Here is a 17,974-nt window from a genome sequence, read left to right on the forward strand (position 1 = left end):
TCAGTGAATGCTGCTGACTATCACTACCACACACTCCCCAGCAACGGAGTTAGGCTACCTACTACATAAACACCCAGACCGTTGTCAGTCGTTTTCTTTGACGTTTGGGCAGGCGCACGTGTTTTACCCCCAAGCGCAACCAGAACGCTGTACGGCGGCGTTGCTGTTAGATGTCGATCCGGTGAAGTTAGTGCGGGGAAAGGGTGCTAGGCTAGAACAGTATGTTAGCGATCGCCCTTATGTAGCTTCTTCATTTTTAAGTGTAGCGATCGCGCAAGTATTTAGCACTGCGTTGTCAGGTCGTTGCAAAGATAAACCAGAACTTGCACAAACTCCCATACCTCTAATTGCCAAAATCTCTGTTTTACCTTGTCGCGGTGGCGAGAATTTCCTCCGCCAACTATTTGAACCGTTGGGTTACACTGTTAGTGCCCAAAGTTACCCCTTAGATGAGGAATTTCCTGATTGGGGACAGAGCCAATATTTTACGGTGGAACTGCAACACACCATCACCCTCAGCGATTTATTGAGTCATCTGTATGTGTTGATTCCCGTGTTAGATGACGATAAACATTACTGGGTCAACGAAGATGAAATAGAAAAGTTACTGCGTCATGGTGAAGGCTGGTTAACTCAACATCCAGCGCGATCGCAAATTACCAGACGTTACCTCAAACGTCAACATCGCCTAACTCGCGAAGCTTTAGCCCAACTCGCAGAAGAAGACAACCCCGACCCCGACAGCACCGAAGAAAGCCATGCTGAAGAAGAAGCGGCGGTAGAAAAGCCCATTAGTTTAAATCAGCAACGCATGAATGCCGTAATTGCTGCTTTAAAACAAAGTAACGCCAAGAAGGTGATTGATTTAGGTTGCGGTCAAGGTAATCTTGTAAAAGTATTGCTTCAAGATAGCTTTTTTGAAAAAATTACAGGCGTAGATGTTTCTTATAGAGCCTTAGAAATTGCTCAAGAACGATTAGACCGCCTGCGCCTTCCCCGCAATCAATGGGAACGTTTACAACTAATTCAAGGGGCGCTGACTTATCAAGATAAACGCCTCAAAGGTTATGATGCTGCTACAGTAATTGAAGTAATTGAGCATCTAGATTTACCAAGATTGGGAGCATTTGAGCGAGTTTTATTTGAGTTTGCTCGTCCAAAAATAATAGTAGTAACAACACCAAATATTGAATACAACGTTAAATTTGAAAAACTCCCAGCGGGTAAACTGCGCCATAAAGACCACCGCTTTGAATGGACGCGGTTAGAGTTCCAAAATTGGGCAAATCAAGTAGCAGAAAGATTTGGCTATACTGTGGAATTTCAAGCGGTAGGGATGGAAGATGCTGTAGTAGGTTCGCCAACACAAATGGCGGTGTTTAGTTGTTGATAACACAGATGAATGGAAGCAATCATTTTTATAGGCATCCAAGGAGCAGGTAAATCTACTTTTTATCGTAACTACTTCTTTAATACTCACATCCGCATTAACCTGGATATGCTCAAAACCCGCCATCGCGAACAAATAATTTTCCAAGCTTGTTTAGAAGCCAAACAGCCTTTTGTTATCGATAACACTAATCCAACTGTTGAGGAAAGAAAGCGTTACATCATACCTGCTAAAGAGAAATATTTTCGGGTTGTGGGTTATTACTTTCAAGCTTTATTAGAAGATTGCCAGCAACGCAACAACCAAAGACCACCTAAACAAATTGTGCCTTTAGTAGGGCTGTTAGCAACTTATAAAAAGCTAGTTATGCCGAGTTGGGAAGAAGGATTTGATGCCATCTATACAGTTAAACCTGATGTAAATTACTCATTTATTGTTGAGGAATGGAACCGTGAAATTTGATGAACTTGATAGCAGAATGCGGGTATTTGAAACAGCACACGACCATTGTGTGCTACCTGGATTGTATATTGTTGCCAGATTAGATGGACGCGGCTTTACCCGCCTCACAAAAGAAGTGCATGAATTTGAAGCACCTTTTGATATCCGCTTTCGAGATTTGATGGTGAAAACAGTCGAACATTTAATGAATTGTGGCATCGATATCATTTATGGTTATACCCATAACGAAAACACCTTCAGCCGTAAATTAAGAAAACTCAACTCAGTTTTAGCAGGTGAAGCTAGCGCTAAATTCTCCGTATTGTTAGGTTCTTTAGCCTGTTTTGATTGTCGAATTTCTCAGCTTCCCAATACAGAAGAAGTAGTGAATTACTTTCGCTGGCGGAATGAGGATGCTCACAGAAATGCACTGAATGCTCATTGCTATTGGTGTTTGCGTCGCGATGGGAAAAATGCCACAGCAGCAACCAGGATGATGAAAGGATTATCTGTTGCTGATAAAAATGAATTGTTATTCCAACATGGCATTAATTTTAATCAACTTCCTAACTGGCATAAGCGAGGTGTGGGGCTTTATTGGGAAGAATACGAAAAGCAAGGATTTAACCCCATCAAAGGTGAAATTGTACCCGCATTGCGGCGACGCATCAAACGCGATTTTGACTTGCCAATGAAAGATGAATACAGCAAATTTATTGCAGAACTAGTTAATGCTAAACCATAAATAAAACTCCGCGTCACTTGGCGTTACAAAAACCAATTAACTAATATGAAAATTACTATCCCCGAACTTTCTCTAATTGTTCTTATAGGTGCTTCTGGTTCTGGTAAATCAACCTTTGCTCACAAACACTTTCAACCCTTTGAAGTTCTATCTTCAGACTTTTGTCGCGGGTTAGTTTCTAATGATGAAAATAATCAATCTGCTTCTGGCGATGCTTTTGCAGTGCTGCACTTTATCGCCGCCAAACGACTAGCAGCAGGTAAATTAACTGTAATTGATGCTACTAACGTGCAGCCAGAAGACCGCAAACATTTACTGCAAATCGCACGAGATTATCATTGTTTTGCGATCGCAATCGTTCTCGACCTCCCAGAAGAATTATGTCACGAACGCAACCAACAAAGAAGCGATCGCAATTTTGGTTTCCATGTCGTGCGTCGTCATAGCCAAATGTTGCGGCGTTCTCTACGCGGTTTAGAAAAGGAAGGCTTCCGCTATGTCTACACTCTCAAATCTCTGGAGGAAATAGAATCTGTTGAAATCGAACGTCAACCGCTATGGAATAACCTAAAACACGAACACGGCCCCTTTGATATTATCGGTGACATTCACGGCTGTGGTGATGAACTCGAAGCATTGTTGCAACAGTTAGGGTATGTGAAGGATGGAGGAGACAAGGGAGAATTTGCTATCTCATCTTCCCACACTCCCCACACTCCCCCCTCTCCACTCTGGAATGTACCCACCTACCACCATCCCCAAGGGCGCAAAGCTGTATTTCTTGGCGATTTAGTAGATCGAGGCCCCCGCATCTTAGATACAGTCAAGTTAGTGCGAAACATGGTGAAAGCAGGTACAGCTATCTGTGTCCCTGGTAATCATGAAAACAAGCTGTTGCGGAAACTACGCGGTAAGAATGTCCGGGTTAATCATGGTTTAGAGCAAACTTTGCAGGAGATTGAGGCGTTACCTGATGCAGTGCGGGAACCCTTTACTCAAGAACTGCGAGAATTTTTAGATACGTTAGTTAGTCATTACCTCCTCGATGATGGAAAGTTAGTAGTAGCCCACGCCGGGATGAAACAGGAGATGCAAGGACGGGGTTCTGGTGCGGTGCGGGAGTTCGCTTTGTATGGCGAAAGTACAGGGGAAATTGATGAATTTGGCTTACCTGTGCGCTACAACTGGGCGGGTGAGTATCGGGGTGAAGCAATGGTGGTATACGGACATACCCCTGTACCAGAAGCGGAATGGCTGAATAATACTATTGATATTGATACAGGTTGCGTTTTTGGCGGTAAGTTAACTGCGCTGCGCTATCCTGAAAAAGAATTGGTGAGCGTACCTGCGGCGCGTACTTACTGCGAACCTGTGAAACCTTTGGTACAAAACGTTTTCACCCGCACATCTCAGCAAGAACTCGATGATGTTTTGCATATCGAAGATGTATTAGGTAAGCGCATCATCAATACTCGACTGCAATCTAACATTACCATTCGCGAAGAAAATGCGATCGCAGCTTTAGAAGTGATGAGTCGGTTTGCAGCTAATCCCAAATGGCTAATTTACTTACCTCCCACTATGTCCCCAGTGGCGACATCTTCATTACCGGGGTTGTTAGAACATCCTGCACAAGCTTTTGATTATTACCAAAACCAAGAAATTACTGAGGTAGTTTGCGAAGAAAAACACATGGGTTCGCGTGCTGTGGTAATTGTTTGCCGAGATGCGGCGGCTGCCGAGAAACGCTTTGGTGTAATAAATGAAGGTATCGGTATCTGCTACACCCGCACCGGAAGGCGATTTTTTGATGATGTAGCACTCGAAGCAGAACTCTTAGCGCGGGTAAATGCAGCCCTCTTGGAAAGTGGCTTTTGGGAAACATTTAATACCGACTGGGTATGTTTAGATTGTGAATTAATGCCTTGGTCAGCAAAAGCGCAGGGATTATTGCGATCGCAGTATGCACCTGTAGGAGTAGCATCACGCCTAGCTCTCAATGATGCCGTATCTTTGTTACAACAAGCAAGCGATCGCGGCGTGGATGTCACCAGCCAATTCACTCACTATCAACAACGTGCAGAGATGGCGCATCAATATGTTGCAGCTTATCGCCGTTATTGCTGGAATGTCAGCGATATTTCGCAGTTAAAACTGGCTCCTTTCCACATCCTAGCAACAGAAGGAGCCGTGCATACTGATAAAGACCACCGTTGGCACATGGAACAAGCTGCTAAAATTTGCCAAGCCGATCCAGGTTTGCTATTAGCCACTGCTTACAAAGTCATAGATTTAACAGATCCTAGCAGCCAAGCTGAAGGCGTGCATTGGTGGGAAGAACTTACCAAAGCTGGCGGAGAAGGAATGGTGATTAAACCCATGCAATACATCGTCCAAGGTAGTCGCGGAGTAGTACAACCTGCGGTAAAATGTCGGGGACAGGAATACCTGCGCATTATCTACGGTCCGGAATACTCCAGCCCAGAGAATCTACAACGCCTGCGTCAACGGGGATTATCTCTCAAACGTTCGCTAGCGATGCGCGAATTTGCTTTGGGTGTGGAAGCATTAGAGCGCTTTGTGAATAATACCCCACTGCGTCGCGTCCATGAATGCGTTTTCGGCATTTTAGCATTGGAGAGCGAACCAGTAGATCCACGACTTTAGGGACTTCCAACTAAAAAGATATCCCATTGCTGTGTAGGCAGGGGGGCAGGGGGCAGGGAGCAGGGAGAGAAAGAACAATATTACGATCTAAGTAAATTGGATAATTTATTTTCTAGAAGTCCCTTAATACATCGCCCTGTGATGTCATAACATTGGCTTGTTATGTTAATGCATTGCCCTGTGATGCCATAACATCGGCTTGTTATATTAAAACATCGCCCTGTGATGCCATAACATTGGCTTGTTATATTAAAACATCGCCCTGTGATGCCATAACATTGGCTTGTATTGTTAAAACATTGCCTTGTTATATTAATGCATCGACCTGTGATGCTATAGCGTCGCCTTGTATGCAAAATTAGAGCGAATTGCAACCAGGTAGAATACAGTAAGTACAGACATGGTGTATAAAAATGAAAGCTTACTCTGTGATCCTAAGAGAAAAAATTGATGAATGCAGAGATGGGGCACCTCTCCTTGACTGGCAGTGTCTAATGCAACTTGTACAAGTGCAATTTGAGGTGCATTTACGTGAATATTGCTAGTGTTGATTATTTAAGCGTTCGAGGAGTGGGGCCGCGAGTAATATCCAGTTTTGATACAGGGGGTAGCGAAATAGTCTGACGGGTCTGGGCTGCTTGGTAAATCAGCGCCATCAGCTTTTGGTCTTGTAAGCCCTCTTCTCCTGGTGTGTGAGGTATGCGATTGTGAATCACACAATCTGCCATGTGATCCATTTCTAAGGCAAATTGATTTTTCTCAGGCATTCGCACTTGTGTTATGTTCTCTGCCATGCTGTTGCTAGAAGATTTACGCCCGATCGCCATTTGCAAACCGTTGTAGGTAAATGCTGGATCGAGTTGTACCCAAGCATCGGAGCCAAAAACTCGAAAGCGGCTGGCTCGATGATAACCATAGCTAGTAGAACAGATGGCTAAGACGCCGCTGGGATACTGAAGTTGGAACGTCACATTCTCTTCAACTTCTCGAAAACGGGGATCTTTAGGAGTGCTGAAGAGGTTGGCGCTGATGGCGATCGGTTCTTCGCCAGTTAAGTAGCGCGTAGCATTCAAGCAGTAAATTCCCACATCTGGTAACGAACCACCTCCGGCTAGGGATTTCTTTAACCGCCATTGATTTAAGTCACCGCCCTGGTTCTGTCCGTTGTCTGCCTGAATCAGCTTGACAGTACCCAATTCCTGACTGCGAACCATTTGGATGATGGCACGGTGGTGCGGTTCGTACTGACAGCGATAGGCGATCGCCAGCTTACGATTTGCCTGTTTACAAGCATCAATCATCTGCTGGCATTCTTCGACTGTATTTGCCATCGGCTTTTCGCAAAGAATGTGTTTCCCAGCTCGCGCACCCCGCACAGTATATTCTGCGTGCATACTGTTGGGTAGCACAATATAAATCACATCAACTTCAGGATTATTCCGGAGATTATCGTAATTCTGATAGTTGTAAATGTTTTGCGGTGGGATACTGTACTGTTGAGCCACCTGTTCTGCTTTCGCGCGATCGCCACTCACCAAAGCCACAGGTTTTGCCAGTTTGCACTCACCAAACGCAGGCATGATTTCTTCCAATGACAATCTGCCAAGTCCAACGATCGCAAACCCTAATCGCCGTTCCCGTGGCAAGGCAGTAGGAGGGCCGCCTGTCTCTTGCTCAGTCGGAGCTTGAATCGGTGGTAACTGGATCTGAGGTGGTAGTTCTCCACCGCGTGGTATCGGTTGAGCTAATGCTTCTGATTCCTGGGCAGAGGCGGTGTCTGACAAATTAGTGCTTGCCGTTGCAGCAACAATTCCGAATCCTGCACTGGCTAAAAGTTGACGGCGTGATACGTCTCCTCGAAAGAGATTTGACATAGAATTTTGGATAGTAAGATTTTAGGTCTGTCTTACATTGGAGATATCTCCGCTGTAGATTTCCTCAATCTAAGGAGATATAGTATTCCGTAAAGTCCCTATGCGCTATCAACAGAGTTTGCATTCTAGGCGATCGCTGTACTCACAAAACAGGCAATCAAATCGAAAAATCCTCAATACTCAGATTTAGTGAACCCGATATTATCCTCAATTACTGTTACTGTCTCCATCGAGAGCTTTTCTGGATTAGTTATGTTGAAGTGCTTAAACTCAATTTTGTCACTCCACACTTTTCTCAAGAAATTGTATGGAAATTCGGACAAAGCGTATAAAATCAAATATTTTAGGAATATGTGCCATATATGAAACAATAAAAAATCATCTGATAATTGCTGCTAATTCTTTGACTATCAACCGCACATAAGATTTTATTTTATATTCTTTATATAGTTTAAAATTCATCGATTTTCAGTTGCTTTACTTAGCTCGAACAAGTCTGCATACATGAGGATTTACGCATAAAAATTATTGAGAAAAATTGGTCTAAAGTGTACTATTAACGCTGCCAATCATACATTAATCGTCCATGACGATCGCGCACCAGTTCCCATTCTCCATAACGATATGGTTGTCCGTGATAATGTATAGAGCGATAGCGCCGTCTATAATAATGTTGTCGATTCCGCTGACGGTAATAATATTGTCTAGTCCGTTGCCGTCTATGATAACGTCTTCGAGTGTGTCGGTGAGCTAACAAAAGCTCTTCACCTTGCTCTCCAACTACTTTTGTCTGTGGGTTAAGACTTTGTTCGTTGAGTACATGATTTTCAGCCAACGCAGGTGTATAAATAAAGGCTAAGAGCAGAAACACCATTGAGGATAACTTTTTGAAACGGTGCACGTATTTGCTTTTCCTAGACTATTGGTAATCATTTTATTTAATAATTAAGTTCAGCAAATATATAGTTCAGCATTCACATACTTGAATAATGCAAAAGTAATGAAAGTACTATTTTGTTACCCTTCACGATCGCATGATGGTCGGCGAGTCTATGGTTGTGTTTGGACAGAAAATGGTGTGGCGACAGATTTGTTGCACAAAGGTATTACACAGGAAGAGATTGTTTTAGCATTTCATCCACCTCATGCCAGACAATATACTGAATTTGCGATCGCTTAACTTTTCATATCAGCAATACCAGAGGCGATCGCATTTCCAGAGCCTCATCAAAGACTGCTTGCACTAAAATGTTAAGTAAATCAGAAAACGTTAACGATGGCAGCTAAAGATAAATTTCATGCTGTGGTGAAAATTGCTTTAGAAAAGGAGCAGTGGAAGATAAACGACGATCCTCTGCGATTGGAAGTTGGTGGAACTAAGTTTGAAATCGATTTAGGTGCCGAACAACTTTTAGCAGCAGAGAGAGGTAAAGAAAAAATGCAGTTGAGATTAAAACATTTTTGAGTGATTCACCCCTAACAGATTATCATGCTGCGTTAGGACAGTTTTTGAATTATCGGCTTGCTTTAGAAAACAGCGATCCAAATCGGATTCTCTATTTGGCAGTGCCTATAGGTGTTTATGAATCTTTTTTTAAGCGGGAATTTGCCCAATTTATGTAGAGAAATATCGGATTAAACAAATTGTTTATGACCCAATTCAAGAGGTAATTTTACAATGGATACCCTAGATTCTTATCGCTATATCATTCAGTCGTTGTTAACGGCTTATGCTGCTATCCCAATTGCAAATGGTCAAATTGATTGTTATACAGTTTTTGATACCAAACAAGACCATTACATGGTAATGAATGTGGGATGGGATGGTCATCGGCGTGTTTATGGTTGTGTTTTGCATTTAGATATTAAAGAGGGAAAAATTTGGATTGAGCAGAATATGACGGAAATGAGAGTGGCTCAAGAACTTGTTGAGCAAGGTGTTCCAAAAGATGATATTATTCTAGGATTTCAAGCTCCCCAAATGCGAGAATATACGGGCTATGGAGTGGCTTAACAACAAGATGGAGATCGCACTGAATTTGCGATCGCTTAGTTTTTTCGAGATTGCGATCGCTCTTTTCAAATCATTACCACAATAGGCGATCGCTAAAATGCGGAAAGAATTACTTTTTGAAATCACCGCCGCCGTTGTTTTACCGAATTATCTTCATTTTATCTGGTCGTTACCACCAGATGATTCTAATTATTCTCAAAGAGTATCTCGATTCAAAGTGTTATTTACACGCTATTTACGAGAAAAACGCTCATTATCACAAGATTTTTCCGCTTCTCGTCGTCAGCACCGAGAAAGTGATGTTTGGCAACGTCGCTTTTGGGAGCATACGATTTGTGATGAGCATGATTTGCACAGGCATTTAGATTATATTCACTATAATCCGGTTAAGCATGGTTTGGTGTCTTGTCCTCATTTATGAGGATATTCAAGTTTTCACAAATGGGTGGAGCAATATAGGTAAGTAGTTAAACATAATTAATTACACAATGTTATTGCGAATGGAGCAAAGCGAAATGAAGCAATCCCAACCCCTGCGATTGCTTCGCTTCGCTCGCAATGACTGTAATTAATTTTGCGTGGTTACTTATCGACCGGATTGGGGATGTTGTGGGGGGAATGTACCACAAGTTCCAGATTTTCGAGATTTAGAAGATCGAGTAGGCAAGTAGTGGGGTTAGGTGGGCAATATTGCCATATTTAACAGTTTATTTCCCAATTATCTGCTTTTGCTCACCCTAAAAGATCGGGCGATCGCACTTTAATTACGACATATCATAACTTCCAGCAGAGGGCTGATTGTGTTGGAAATGATGTCCTCCAGTATGGTAAACATTGATGAGTCCGCCTCCCCCTCCCATACCAGGAAAGAGTTCGTTAGCTGCCCCTAAACCTAAGGGATAACGAACCATGATCTTATTGTTAACATGGAGTACTTGACGGATGACATTGATAGTATCTGCGCTCGCAACAAGCATTCTCCCTACATTTCCCAACATGGAACGGATTTCCACCAGTTCAGGCATAGTTGCATTTCGTCCATATTGCGCTTGACAAATCGCATTTATGAGACAGTTATTTACACTTAACAAGGCGCTAGCTTTAATTTCTTCTATGTAGTTAGCCAGTTGTTCCCTCTGCAAACCTGAGCCACCAGAACGGGCGGGGAGAAAAGTAGAATAGGTTTTGCTTCCAAAGATTGAATGCATCGTACCCGTACCTTTCCCACGCTCTTCTATTTGCTTGGTGAATTCCATAGGTGTTACTTCTGAATTTTGATAGGTACGCAAGCGATCAGATACTTGTGTAGCTGTTAAAATACCACCTAACGCAGCCCGTTTTGCTCCCGATAGATCCATAAAGTCGTCCGTAGGTTTGGGAGATGTGAGATATTCTCCCATTCTTCGAGCTAAATCCTGACGTTCAGATGAGGAATCTTCGCTGTCCGATAGTTCATCTGCCCATTCATCATAGTCTTTACCCACCTTTTGATGCTTCGGGTAATCTTTCTTACGGTAACTAACCATCGCCTGCGACATTTTTTCAGTTTTTGATGGATCGGTAAAAGCAGGTGCGCCAGGAGCAATGGTTTTAGAGCCAAAGGAATAATGAATGCGTATGGTTCGTGGATCACGGCCAAAACTATTCGCAATCATTTGTAGGGCTTGACTAGGGGTCACACTGTATGCCTTGACAATATCATTGATAACAAATTCCGACACGGAGGTGGAAAGGGCTGCTATATTGTAACTGCTTAGGATGACCCCTAGTGTACCTGTGCTTGGAGATGTAGATGCCGTTATCTCCCGTATAATATTTTCATGCCCACGTACATTCACCTTGCCTGATACAGTAGTAAAAATATACCATCCTCCACCTCGTATCTCTTTCAGCTGTCCTTGTACCTTGGCAGCTGCACCATAGGGAATGATTTCATAGGTTTTGCCAATATCACTGTCATCCACGGGTATCAACTGCACCGTTGCTGTCGTCACCTTTGGCGTTTCCTCTTTTAACGCCACTCCTTTTGAATGAACATCAGCCAGTTGTAAAGCCTTTTGCCCCATCACATCAGCTTCCTGCTCCATGTTCGGATCGGCGTTGATGTTCACGGTATGTGCTTGCATCGTAGTCCGTACCCTTCCCTGCATTTGTTGCACTACATGCCAAGCCTCATGGGGCAGATGTTTCTCTTGTCCTGCACCCAAATATATTTCTGTGCCTTGTGTATAAGCATGTGCTTGCAATTGTGCTGGCTTCTCCGAGTTGTAATGTACCCGAACATCATACATTGAGTAGCCGGAGAGGTTTTCAATACCTGTTTTGAGGCGATCCGGCAAGCCAGTTTTGTTGAGGCGCGTCGCCTCTGATGACTCTTGGCTATTCCCTGTTTTTTTGCTCTTCCCATTGAGCGCGTGATTATCCTCTGACGGTGATGGTACTTCTTTAGGGAGGCGTTGCGGTAACTGCTGCGGTTTTAATGGCGATCTCCTATTCGGTAATTTCGCCTGCACTGTCATCCGCCCAAAACTATGCCCAGGTAACTGCTCTGTCCTTGTCAAAGCATTACTCTGAGAATCCTCATCCCCAGCCGACGGCGAATTACTCACCCGTCCCTGCCCACTCAATCGCTTACTGTTACACCCCTCACATTGCCCTGTTAACCCTGCTACACCGCCACAGTCACATTTACGCTGTAAAATCCCCGGCTGAGATAGGGAAGATACTGGCGACACAGTTGTAGATTTAACCTGAGAACTCGATTTACGATTCATCGCTCCACTCATACCCAACCTCCAATTTCCGCTTCAATCAAAGATTTCTCTAACTTGGCATATTCGCTCTGGGCTGCTGCTAAAAGATGTTTCATCTGCACAGCCTCTCCACCATCCGCAGCTAAGAAAGCAGCATTCAGGGCAATGTTGCGAATATTACCCCCAGCTACATTCAACCGCCCCAATTTCACCATATCTAAACCCTTAGTAGGTGTATTACTGGGAAAAATCCGCCGCCAAATTTCTGTGCGTTGGGCTGCATCAGGGAAGGGAAATTGGACGATGAAACGCAGACGGCGCAAAAAGGCGGTATCCAAAGCGCCTTTTAAATTAGTAGTTAAAATTGCCAGCCCCCGGTAAGCTTCCATGCGCTGCAATAAATAGCTAACTTCAATATTGGCGTAGCGGTCATGGCTATCTTTGACTTCGCTTCGCTTACCAAACAACGCATCGGCTTCGTCAAATAAAAGAATCGCGCCTCCTGCTTCCGCCGCATCAAATACCCGCCGCAAATTCTTCTCGGTTTCCCCGATATATTTGCTGATTACGGAACTTAAATCGATGCGGTAAAGGTCAAGCTGTAGTTGATTTGCCAGTACCTCAGCGGCCATTGTTTTCCCTGTCCCACTCATCCCGGCAAATAAGGCGCTAATCCCTAAACCGTTTGCACTTTTACTGGCAAAACCCCAGGTTTCGTAGACTTTGGCACGCTGTTTTACATGGGCAGCTATCTGCTTTAATGTCTGGTGTTGGAGTGCGGGTAAAACTAAATCATCCCAAGTGGCGACAGGTTCAATGCGCTGTGCTAGATCGTCTAGGTGAGTCCTAGCTTGGGCGCGACAGGCATTCCACAGGGTATTGATTGGCGCTGTCTCACTCCCTTGAGTTTGTAATTCTAAACAAGCTGCTTGGATTCCTTGAGAACTGAGGTTAAACTGCATTACCAAAGGTTCTATATGACCGTTGATATCTCCTGCCCAATTACCCAAAGCGTTTTGCCAAAGTAACTTTTGTTCGCTAGCACTGGGTTTGTTAACATCAAAGCGGAGTAGGGAAAGTCTTTGAGTCCGCAGGGGTTCGCGGGTGACAATAATTAGCAGTCCCCGCAGATGCTCAACAAAGCGGATGGCGCGGGTAGTTTCGGTGCTGTCCAAATGCTGACAATCTAGGAGTAAGGCTTTGTTGTCCAGCATTGCTTCCCGTTCCCACAGGCGAATTAATGCTTCCCGTTCCACGATTGTGGCTGGAATATCCGCCCCGCGCAGCATCCATAACTCAATACCCAATTGACTACAAGCTGTAGATGCAATAGTTTCTTTCCCCCCATCTTCATCGCCACACAGTTGAATCGCCGAGCCGGTGGCAATTCTTGGCTGCCAAAGTTTTACAATGCGGTCAGCGACGCTTTGATGCGATCGCGGTAATTCTCCCCCTGCTGCGACTGGTTCCACTAACCCCTGCAAGCGATCGTCGAGGTAAGACATTCCTGTGAGATAGTGCAGTATCCTCTCATCAATCTTTAAGGGACTGTAAGCCATGACATTCCCCGCGCCCACCTCCAGCAAACGCCAGTAACGCAAGGGTGATGCTGGTAGCAGGGCACTCCAGTGAGCTTCAGATAAAACTGCCATTGCTAAACTAAAGGTGGCATGAGTGTCACCAGCATTTCCAAAGGCTTTCCCACATAACTGGGCAAATTCCCCACCTAGTTCTAAGCCAGCACATAACAGCAGTACATCCCGTTCAAAATCGGTTAAGCCAAAGGCGGAACACACATTTTCTAAGGCTGAAGGCGCTTTTAATTGATTGGCAGCTGCTTGTAAATTATGTTGCAAAACTTGACTTTTTTCTCGTGCTGTGTTTTCACCCTGCGATCGCTTAACGTAAGATTCCAAGCGATCGCACACAATTGCCAAAGCTGCCGTTAGGTAATTTTGGTTTGCTATCTGCCAATGTTGTACATCTGTGGTGTTCATCCGATGATTACCTGGGGTGCAATGTATCCTGGGTTATTGGGGTCGGGATTCATCGCCAGCACGCTTTCTGCACCATCTACCTGTACTCGCACTAGATAGGTACTAGCTACTACCCGTTCTATAGAGAAGGTAATGGTATTGGTTGCATCTACTTGGGGGTCAGTAATACCATTTTGCAATGGCGCTGGAAAATTATAAGCGCGTGCTTTACCAGTGGGTTGAAATTCGTTCAGCAGCAGTACTACTCGCTGGTTTTTACCGACACTGGGTGTAAAATTAATCGTAATTGATCCAGAGCAGCGAGTCACATTATTGGTAGTTGTACAAGTAATAGAGCCAATATCTACGCTAATTGTGGGACGCAACACAAAGGCAGCTACGTTCGATTCGCTACCTCGATGCAGAACAGGCGGCGTACCGATTAACAGGGGATGGATTACTTGGATACCTTGAATTCCTGCCCGGAGTATATCGGTGTTGAGAGGGGGAGAAGTTAAAGGTAAGCTAATCTGGGTATCGCTGACTGATGTGGGTGTGATATCAGTTTCGCCAATTCGTACCTGGGTAATATCATTTTTGAGTTGTTTGCCAGTAATAATTAAGGTGCTACCAATAGTAATTGGCTGTTCTGCTCCTGTGGCTGTGCCCACACGTTCAATTACAGGGTGACGGAAAGGTATAACATAAGTATTGCGATCGCGTACAGGTAGTGCTGTTTGCGGTGCTTCTTCTCTTTCAATCAACACCACAGATCCTTGATAAGCAACCGAGAGAGCGTAAGGGGTTTGGAAAAAGACAGACCAAATTTTCGATAATTCTTCTAAATTAAGACCTATAGGGCTAAATTTAACTAATTCCACCTCTTCAGCTAAATTAGAGCCAGCAAGATAATTAAATGTAGTACTGCTAATAGTTTCACGAATCATTGAGCGTGTCAGCAAAGGTCGCGCATGGAGGATGCTGGCGGCGCTACCTAACAGGCGTTGCGGTTCCAACTGCGTTTCGTCACCATAAAAGCTGAGTAAATAGTGTAGATCCAAGGCTACTTGCGGGCGCTGGATGAGTGTACCATCAGCACGGCGAGTTGGGGTATCAACATTCCGTAAAGCTGCATTGGGGGTGACTTGATAAAGATAAAGATTGACTTTCGGGGCTGGCGTACCACTCCCTAAACCGTCCGGTCGCAGAGTAGTGACTGTTGCGCCTGGTACATCTACACCCACAGATGACTGTAACAGTTGACTGAGTGTAGCAGTTACGGTGGCGATCGCTAAAAAATTGCTCATCGCTGACTCCCGTTTCGCTGTTGCAAATAATTATCCAGAGATAAGGCAGGACTGCGGCGCACAGATTTTGTGCTTGGTGTAGGAGTGGGTGGATTAACGCCCCTTACCTCAATCCGCCCAATAGTGATGTTAATTGTCGGTGTTGGTGCAGGTGATGAAGCTACAGTTTGCCGACGTTCCGCTGATAGAGGTTGTTCTTTATACCCCGACTTCAATGCTGGAACTTTGGCAGCAACCGCAGAAATAGCGACTGTATCCACTATAGTGTTTTCTCCCCTGCCCCCTACTCCCTGCTCCCTTGCTTTTTCATTTATGGGTGAGATTGCTGTTTTATCTGTGCTGAATAAATCACTGTGCGATCGCGCGTTGCGTATTTGTGGAGTTATTTTATCTTCTCCAGCAAATGTAAAATCTATTTGTTGGCGGTTATTCATCCCTTGATTAGACAAAACCTGCGATCGCGCCCCCAAGAAACGTTGACTGAGCCTTCTGGTTATAGAATGCCTGGAATCACTTGCATATATAGATTGGCTGTTGGCTGTTGTTGTTTTGTCAACTTCAAAAGAGCTATCGGAAACGGGTATCTGTGCTTGTGGAGAAATTGCTGGTGTCAATTGTGACTGAATCAAAGGGGAATTCTTAAGTCCTTCTCTCCGTTCTTCCTTCCCTGTTGGGAGTTCACTTTTTTGTTGAGGATTTGCCGAGGTTTCTATATTTACCTTATCAGCGTTCTTCTCAACTCCGTCAGTTGGTGTAGGTATGGATATTACTGACTCTACAACTTTCCTGGTAGATAGGACATTCGCTGCAACATCTTGAATATTTGTAGATTGGCCGCTGGCTAACCCTGTTGTCGCCTCTATTACTGGCTGGATGCTCCCTGAGACTTGAGGGGTTTCCGTAAGCTTTGGTTGTTCGCTAGAACTAGTTGAAATTACGTTTTGTGTAGTAGATTTACTAATCTCAAGGGTATTATTTTCAACTTGTGAACCCATAAATCCAGGTACTTGTGGCTTTGTAGTGTTGTTTGTCTGTAAAGTCTGACTAGAATTAGGTGCAGGTGTTATGGGTGCAGGTTGAACGTCAGATGTAAAATTTACATTTTCCTCACCTATGGCTTTTGATTTCTGGATGAGTCTTTCGCTGGGTGATTTTGTTTGTAAAGTATTACTAGAATTAGGCGTAGGTATGACAGGTACAGGCTGAACATCAGATGTGAAATTTACATTTTCTCCACCTGGGGCTTCTGATTTCTGGATAGATATTTCCGCTGGCGAGTTGGGCCGTAAAGTATTACTAAAATTAGGCGTAGGTATGACAGGTACAGGGTGAACATCAGAAGGAAAATTTACATTTTCTCCACCTGTGGCTTCTGATTTTTGGATGGATATTTCCGCTGGCGAGTTGGGCTGTAAAGTATTACTAAAATTAGGCGTAGGTATGACAGGTACAGGGTGAACATCAGAAGGAAAATTTACATTTTCTCCACCTGTGGCTTCTGATTTTTGGATGGATATTTCCGCTAGCGAGTTGGGCTGTAAAGTATTACTAGAATTAGGTGTAGGTGTGACAGGTATAGGTTGAACAGCAGAGGTGAAATTTACATTTTCTCCACCTGTAGCGTCTGATTTTTGGATGGATATTTCCGCTGGCGAGTTGGGCTGTAAAGTATTACTAAAATTAGGCGTAGGTGTGACATTTACAGGCTGAAAATCAAATGTAAAATTTACACTTTCTCCACCTGTGGCTTCAGGCTGTTCAACTGGGGAAGAACTACCTAAAATCTGTGGGGTTTCTACTAGTGGAGGAGGTGTTGCTAATGGTAAAACATCAGCGCGACTGGGAAATAAGAGTGATTGAGGTGCATCAGCCAAGGGAGTAACCGTGGATAGGGTTTCTGCATCTGGACTGATTAGATTTGCCTGAGGAGGATCGACTGCTGAATTATCAGCCGAATCAATGGCGATCGCATCTGTTGGTGTAAACATAGAAGCAATCAGAGGTTGTACTGTGGGTTCTAACCCCAAAGTACGAGTGACCAATCTGGTGCAAAAGTTAGCCATCGGTTACTAAGTCTAAATAAAGCTGTCGCCGGAATGCACTCATGGATAAGATATCTGCTTCCCGCCAACCATAAAATCTGGCGAGCAGATGTACTTCCCGTAATAAGCGCTTGGCTTGGGCAGTAATTTCCGTCCAGAAGAAAGAAAGAATGTCAAATAAAGACTGCCATTCATGCCCACAGGCAGAGCAGTTGAGGTTGAGCAGTATTTCTGCCTGGGGATCGGCTTCTGCCATTTGCTCTGCCAGTTGATTAATCACTTCTGGTGATAAGCGATCGCAACTTACGGGAGTACCGTTATGGTTAGCTTGCAGTAAACAACGTTGCAAGAGCAGTGAGTCTGCTGCCGCTACATCCTGACAATCGGCGATCGCAGCCAAATCCAAACTATTTGGCAAACGAAACTGTAACTCCCATGCTTCTAACTTGAGTGTATGGTTATGCACAACTGTTTTCGATGGCTCACTGATGCGGATATCTGACACATTCAAATCAAATTCCAGCCTTTCTCCGCATTTTGGGCATTCAGTAAAACCATTAAGTCTAGGCCCTAAAGAAATTTCTCTCAGGGTTAACAGATATGCATCCCGTTGTCCAATTGTCAGAGATGCGAGTTCGTCTGTTGTCTTTTCCGGACAGGCAAAGGCAAGCAAAGTCAGCGCTCTATCTATGGGGTGCTGACTTTGCCCAATTTCCCAAATCCGCAGGATGTAATCGGCAGATAAAGGACGCATGGCTTAAGGGT

14 protein-coding genes and 1 pseudogene are annotated in these 17,974 nt (G+C 44.2%); 8 read left to right on the forward strand and 7 right to left on the reverse strand.

The genetic code is table 11. From position 1 onward, the window contains the following. The first annotated feature begins 7 nt into the window (after positions 1-7). From AACU33_RS12705 to AACU33_RS12720, 4 genes are read left to right on the forward strand one after another with little or no spacing between them, the layout of a single operon-like run. On the forward strand, positions 8-1,390 hold the full coding sequence (locus AACU33_RS12705) for a 3' terminal RNA ribose 2'-O-methyltransferase Hen1 (protein ID WP_096588904.1): 1,383 nt from the start codon (positions 8-10) through the stop codon (positions 1,388-1,390). Between the two features lie 12 nt (positions 1,391-1,402). Further along, on the forward strand, positions 1,403-1,852 hold the full coding sequence (locus tag AACU33_RS12710; RefSeq protein ID WP_096588906.1) for an ATP-binding protein: 450 nt from the start codon (positions 1,403-1,405) through the stop codon (positions 1,850-1,852). Beyond that, entirely contained in the window at positions 1,842-2,576 is a 735-nt protein-coding gene (locus AACU33_RS12715) for a tRNA(His) guanylyltransferase Thg1 family protein (RefSeq protein WP_096588907.1), read from the forward strand. The genes AACU33_RS12710 and AACU33_RS12715 overlap by 11 nt, the downstream gene beginning before the upstream one ends. 45 nt (positions 2,577-2,621) lie before the next feature. Continuing rightward, positions 2,622-5,243 carry a polynucleotide kinase-phosphatase gene (locus tag AACU33_RS12720; RefSeq protein WP_096588909.1) on the forward strand — a complete coding sequence of 874 codons (2,622 nt, stop codon included), beginning with the start codon at positions 2,622-2,624 and terminating at the stop codon, positions 5,241-5,243. A gap of 551 nt (positions 5,244-5,794) precedes the next feature. On the opposite strand, the gene AACU33_RS12725 is transcribed toward AACU33_RS12720, so the two are convergent. Beyond that, positions 5,795-7,117 (reverse strand): Gfo/Idh/MocA family protein, encoded by a 1,323-nt coding sequence (locus AACU33_RS12725; protein WP_096588911.1) that lies wholly within the window; start codon positions 7,115-7,117, stop codon positions 5,795-5,797. Positions 7,118-7,673: 556 nt separating this feature from the next. Further along, positions 7,674-7,991: a hypothetical protein gene (locus AACU33_RS12730; RefSeq protein WP_096588913.1), complete on the reverse strand. Its 318-nt coding sequence runs from the start codon at positions 7,989-7,991 to the stop codon at positions 7,674-7,676. Between the two features lie 126 nt (positions 7,992-8,117). Here AACU33_RS12730 and AACU33_RS12735 point away from each other — a divergent pair, with 126 nt between their 5' ends. From AACU33_RS12735 to AACU33_RS12750, 4 genes and pseudogenes are all read left to right on the forward strand, one after another. Continuing rightward, complete coding sequence (locus tag AACU33_RS12735; protein WP_445291753.1) at positions 8,118-8,297, forward strand: element excision factor XisI family protein; 180 nt, start codon at positions 8,118-8,120, stop codon at positions 8,295-8,297. Between the two features lie 96 nt (positions 8,298-8,393). Next, positions 8,394-8,808: pseudogene (locus AACU33_RS12740) on the forward strand (XisH family protein). Beyond that, positions 8,796-9,131 (forward strand): XisI protein, encoded by a 336-nt coding sequence (locus tag AACU33_RS12745; RefSeq protein WP_096588915.1) that lies wholly within the window; start codon positions 8,796-8,798, stop codon positions 9,129-9,131. The pseudogene AACU33_RS12740 and the gene AACU33_RS12745 overlap by 13 nt, the downstream one beginning before the upstream one ends. Before the next feature lie 97 nt (positions 9,132-9,228). Beyond that, entirely contained in the window at positions 9,229-9,552 is a 324-nt protein-coding gene (locus AACU33_RS12750; RefSeq protein ID WP_339375967.1) for an REP-associated tyrosine transposase, read from the forward strand. A 343-nt stretch (positions 9,553-9,895) separates the two neighbouring features. On the opposite strand, the gene AACU33_RS12755 is transcribed toward AACU33_RS12750, so the two are convergent. The 5 genes from AACU33_RS12755 to AACU33_RS12775 are packed head-to-tail and all read right to left on the reverse strand — an operon-like array spanning position 9,896 to position 17,963. Beyond that, a complete protein-coding gene (locus AACU33_RS12755; protein ID WP_339375969.1) occupies positions 9,896-11,905 on the reverse strand; it encodes an eCIS core domain-containing protein in 2,010 nt (669 codons plus the stop codon). 8 nt (positions 11,906-11,913) lie between these two features. Continuing rightward, positions 11,914-13,881, reverse strand: coding sequence for an ATP-binding protein (locus AACU33_RS12760; RefSeq protein WP_096588917.1), 1,968 nt, complete (start codon positions 13,879-13,881; stop codon positions 11,914-11,916). Next, positions 13,878-15,167 carry a DUF4255 domain-containing protein gene (locus AACU33_RS12765; RefSeq protein ID WP_096588919.1) on the reverse strand — a complete coding sequence of 430 codons (1,290 nt, stop codon included), beginning with the start codon at positions 15,165-15,167 and terminating at the stop codon, positions 13,878-13,880. The genes AACU33_RS12760 and AACU33_RS12765 overlap by 4 nt, the downstream gene beginning before the upstream one ends. After that, positions 15,164-17,230, reverse strand: coding sequence for a hypothetical protein (locus AACU33_RS12770; RefSeq protein ID WP_096588921.1), 2,067 nt, complete (start codon positions 17,228-17,230; stop codon positions 15,164-15,166). Before AACU33_RS12770 ends, AACU33_RS12765 begins: the two co-directional genes overlap by 4 nt. After that, positions 17,223-17,963, reverse strand: coding sequence for a T4 family baseplate hub assembly chaperone (locus AACU33_RS12775; RefSeq protein ID WP_096588923.1), 741 nt, complete (start codon positions 17,961-17,963; stop codon positions 17,223-17,225). Before AACU33_RS12775 ends, AACU33_RS12770 begins: the two co-directional genes overlap by 8 nt. Positions 17,964-17,974 lie beyond the last annotated feature (11 nt).

The organism is Calothrix sp. NIES-2098 (assembly GCF_963875125.1).
In the GTDB taxonomy this organism is placed as follows: Bacteria; Cyanobacteriota; Cyanobacteriia; order Cyanobacteriales; family Nostocaceae; genus Aulosira.

Excerpts from the sequence above, each read along its gene's own strand:
- AACU33_RS12735 (WP_445291753.1), top strand. The coding sequence starts at position 8,118 with ATGAAAGTACTATTTTGTTACCCTTCACGATCGCATGATGGTCGGCGA.
- AACU33_RS12710 (WP_096588906.1), top strand. The coding sequence starts at position 1,403 with ATGGAAGCAATCATTTTTATAGGCATCCAAGGAGCAGGTAAATCTACT.
- AACU33_RS12730 (WP_096588913.1), bottom strand. The coding sequence starts at position 7,991 with ATGGTGTTTCTGCTCTTAGCCTTTATTTATACACCTGCGTTGGCTGAA.
- AACU33_RS12765 (WP_096588919.1), bottom strand. The coding sequence starts at position 15,167 with ATGAGCAATTTTTTAGCGATCGCCACCGTAACTGCTACACTCAGTCAA.
- AACU33_RS12750 (WP_339375967.1), top strand. The coding sequence starts at position 9,229 with ATGCGGAAAGAATTACTTTTTGAAATCACCGCCGCCGTTGTTTTACCG.
- AACU33_RS12770 (WP_096588921.1), bottom strand. The coding sequence starts at position 17,230 with ATGGCTAACTTTTGCACCAGATTGGTCACTCGTACTTTGGGGTTAGAA.
- AACU33_RS12720 (WP_096588909.1), top strand. The coding sequence starts at position 2,622 with ATGAAAATTACTATCCCCGAACTTTCTCTAATTGTTCTTATAGGTGCT.
- AACU33_RS12705 (WP_096588904.1), top strand. The coding sequence starts at position 8 with ATGCTGCTGACTATCACTACCACACACTCCCCAGCAACGGAGTTAGGC.
- AACU33_RS12775 (WP_096588923.1), bottom strand. The coding sequence starts at position 17,963 with ATGCGTCCTTTATCTGCCGATTACATCCTGCGGATTTGGGAAATTGGG.
- AACU33_RS12760 (WP_096588917.1), bottom strand. The coding sequence starts at position 13,881 with ATGAACACCACAGATGTACAACATTGGCAGATAGCAAACCAAAATTAC.
- AACU33_RS12755 (WP_339375969.1), bottom strand. The coding sequence starts at position 11,905 with ATGAATCGTAAATCGAGTTCTCAGGTTAAATCTACAACTGTGTCGCCA.
- AACU33_RS12725 (WP_096588911.1), bottom strand. The coding sequence starts at position 7,117 with ATGTCAAATCTCTTTCGAGGAGACGTATCACGCCGTCAACTTTTAGCC.
- AACU33_RS12745 (WP_096588915.1), top strand. The coding sequence starts at position 8,796 with ATGGATACCCTAGATTCTTATCGCTATATCATTCAGTCGTTGTTAACG.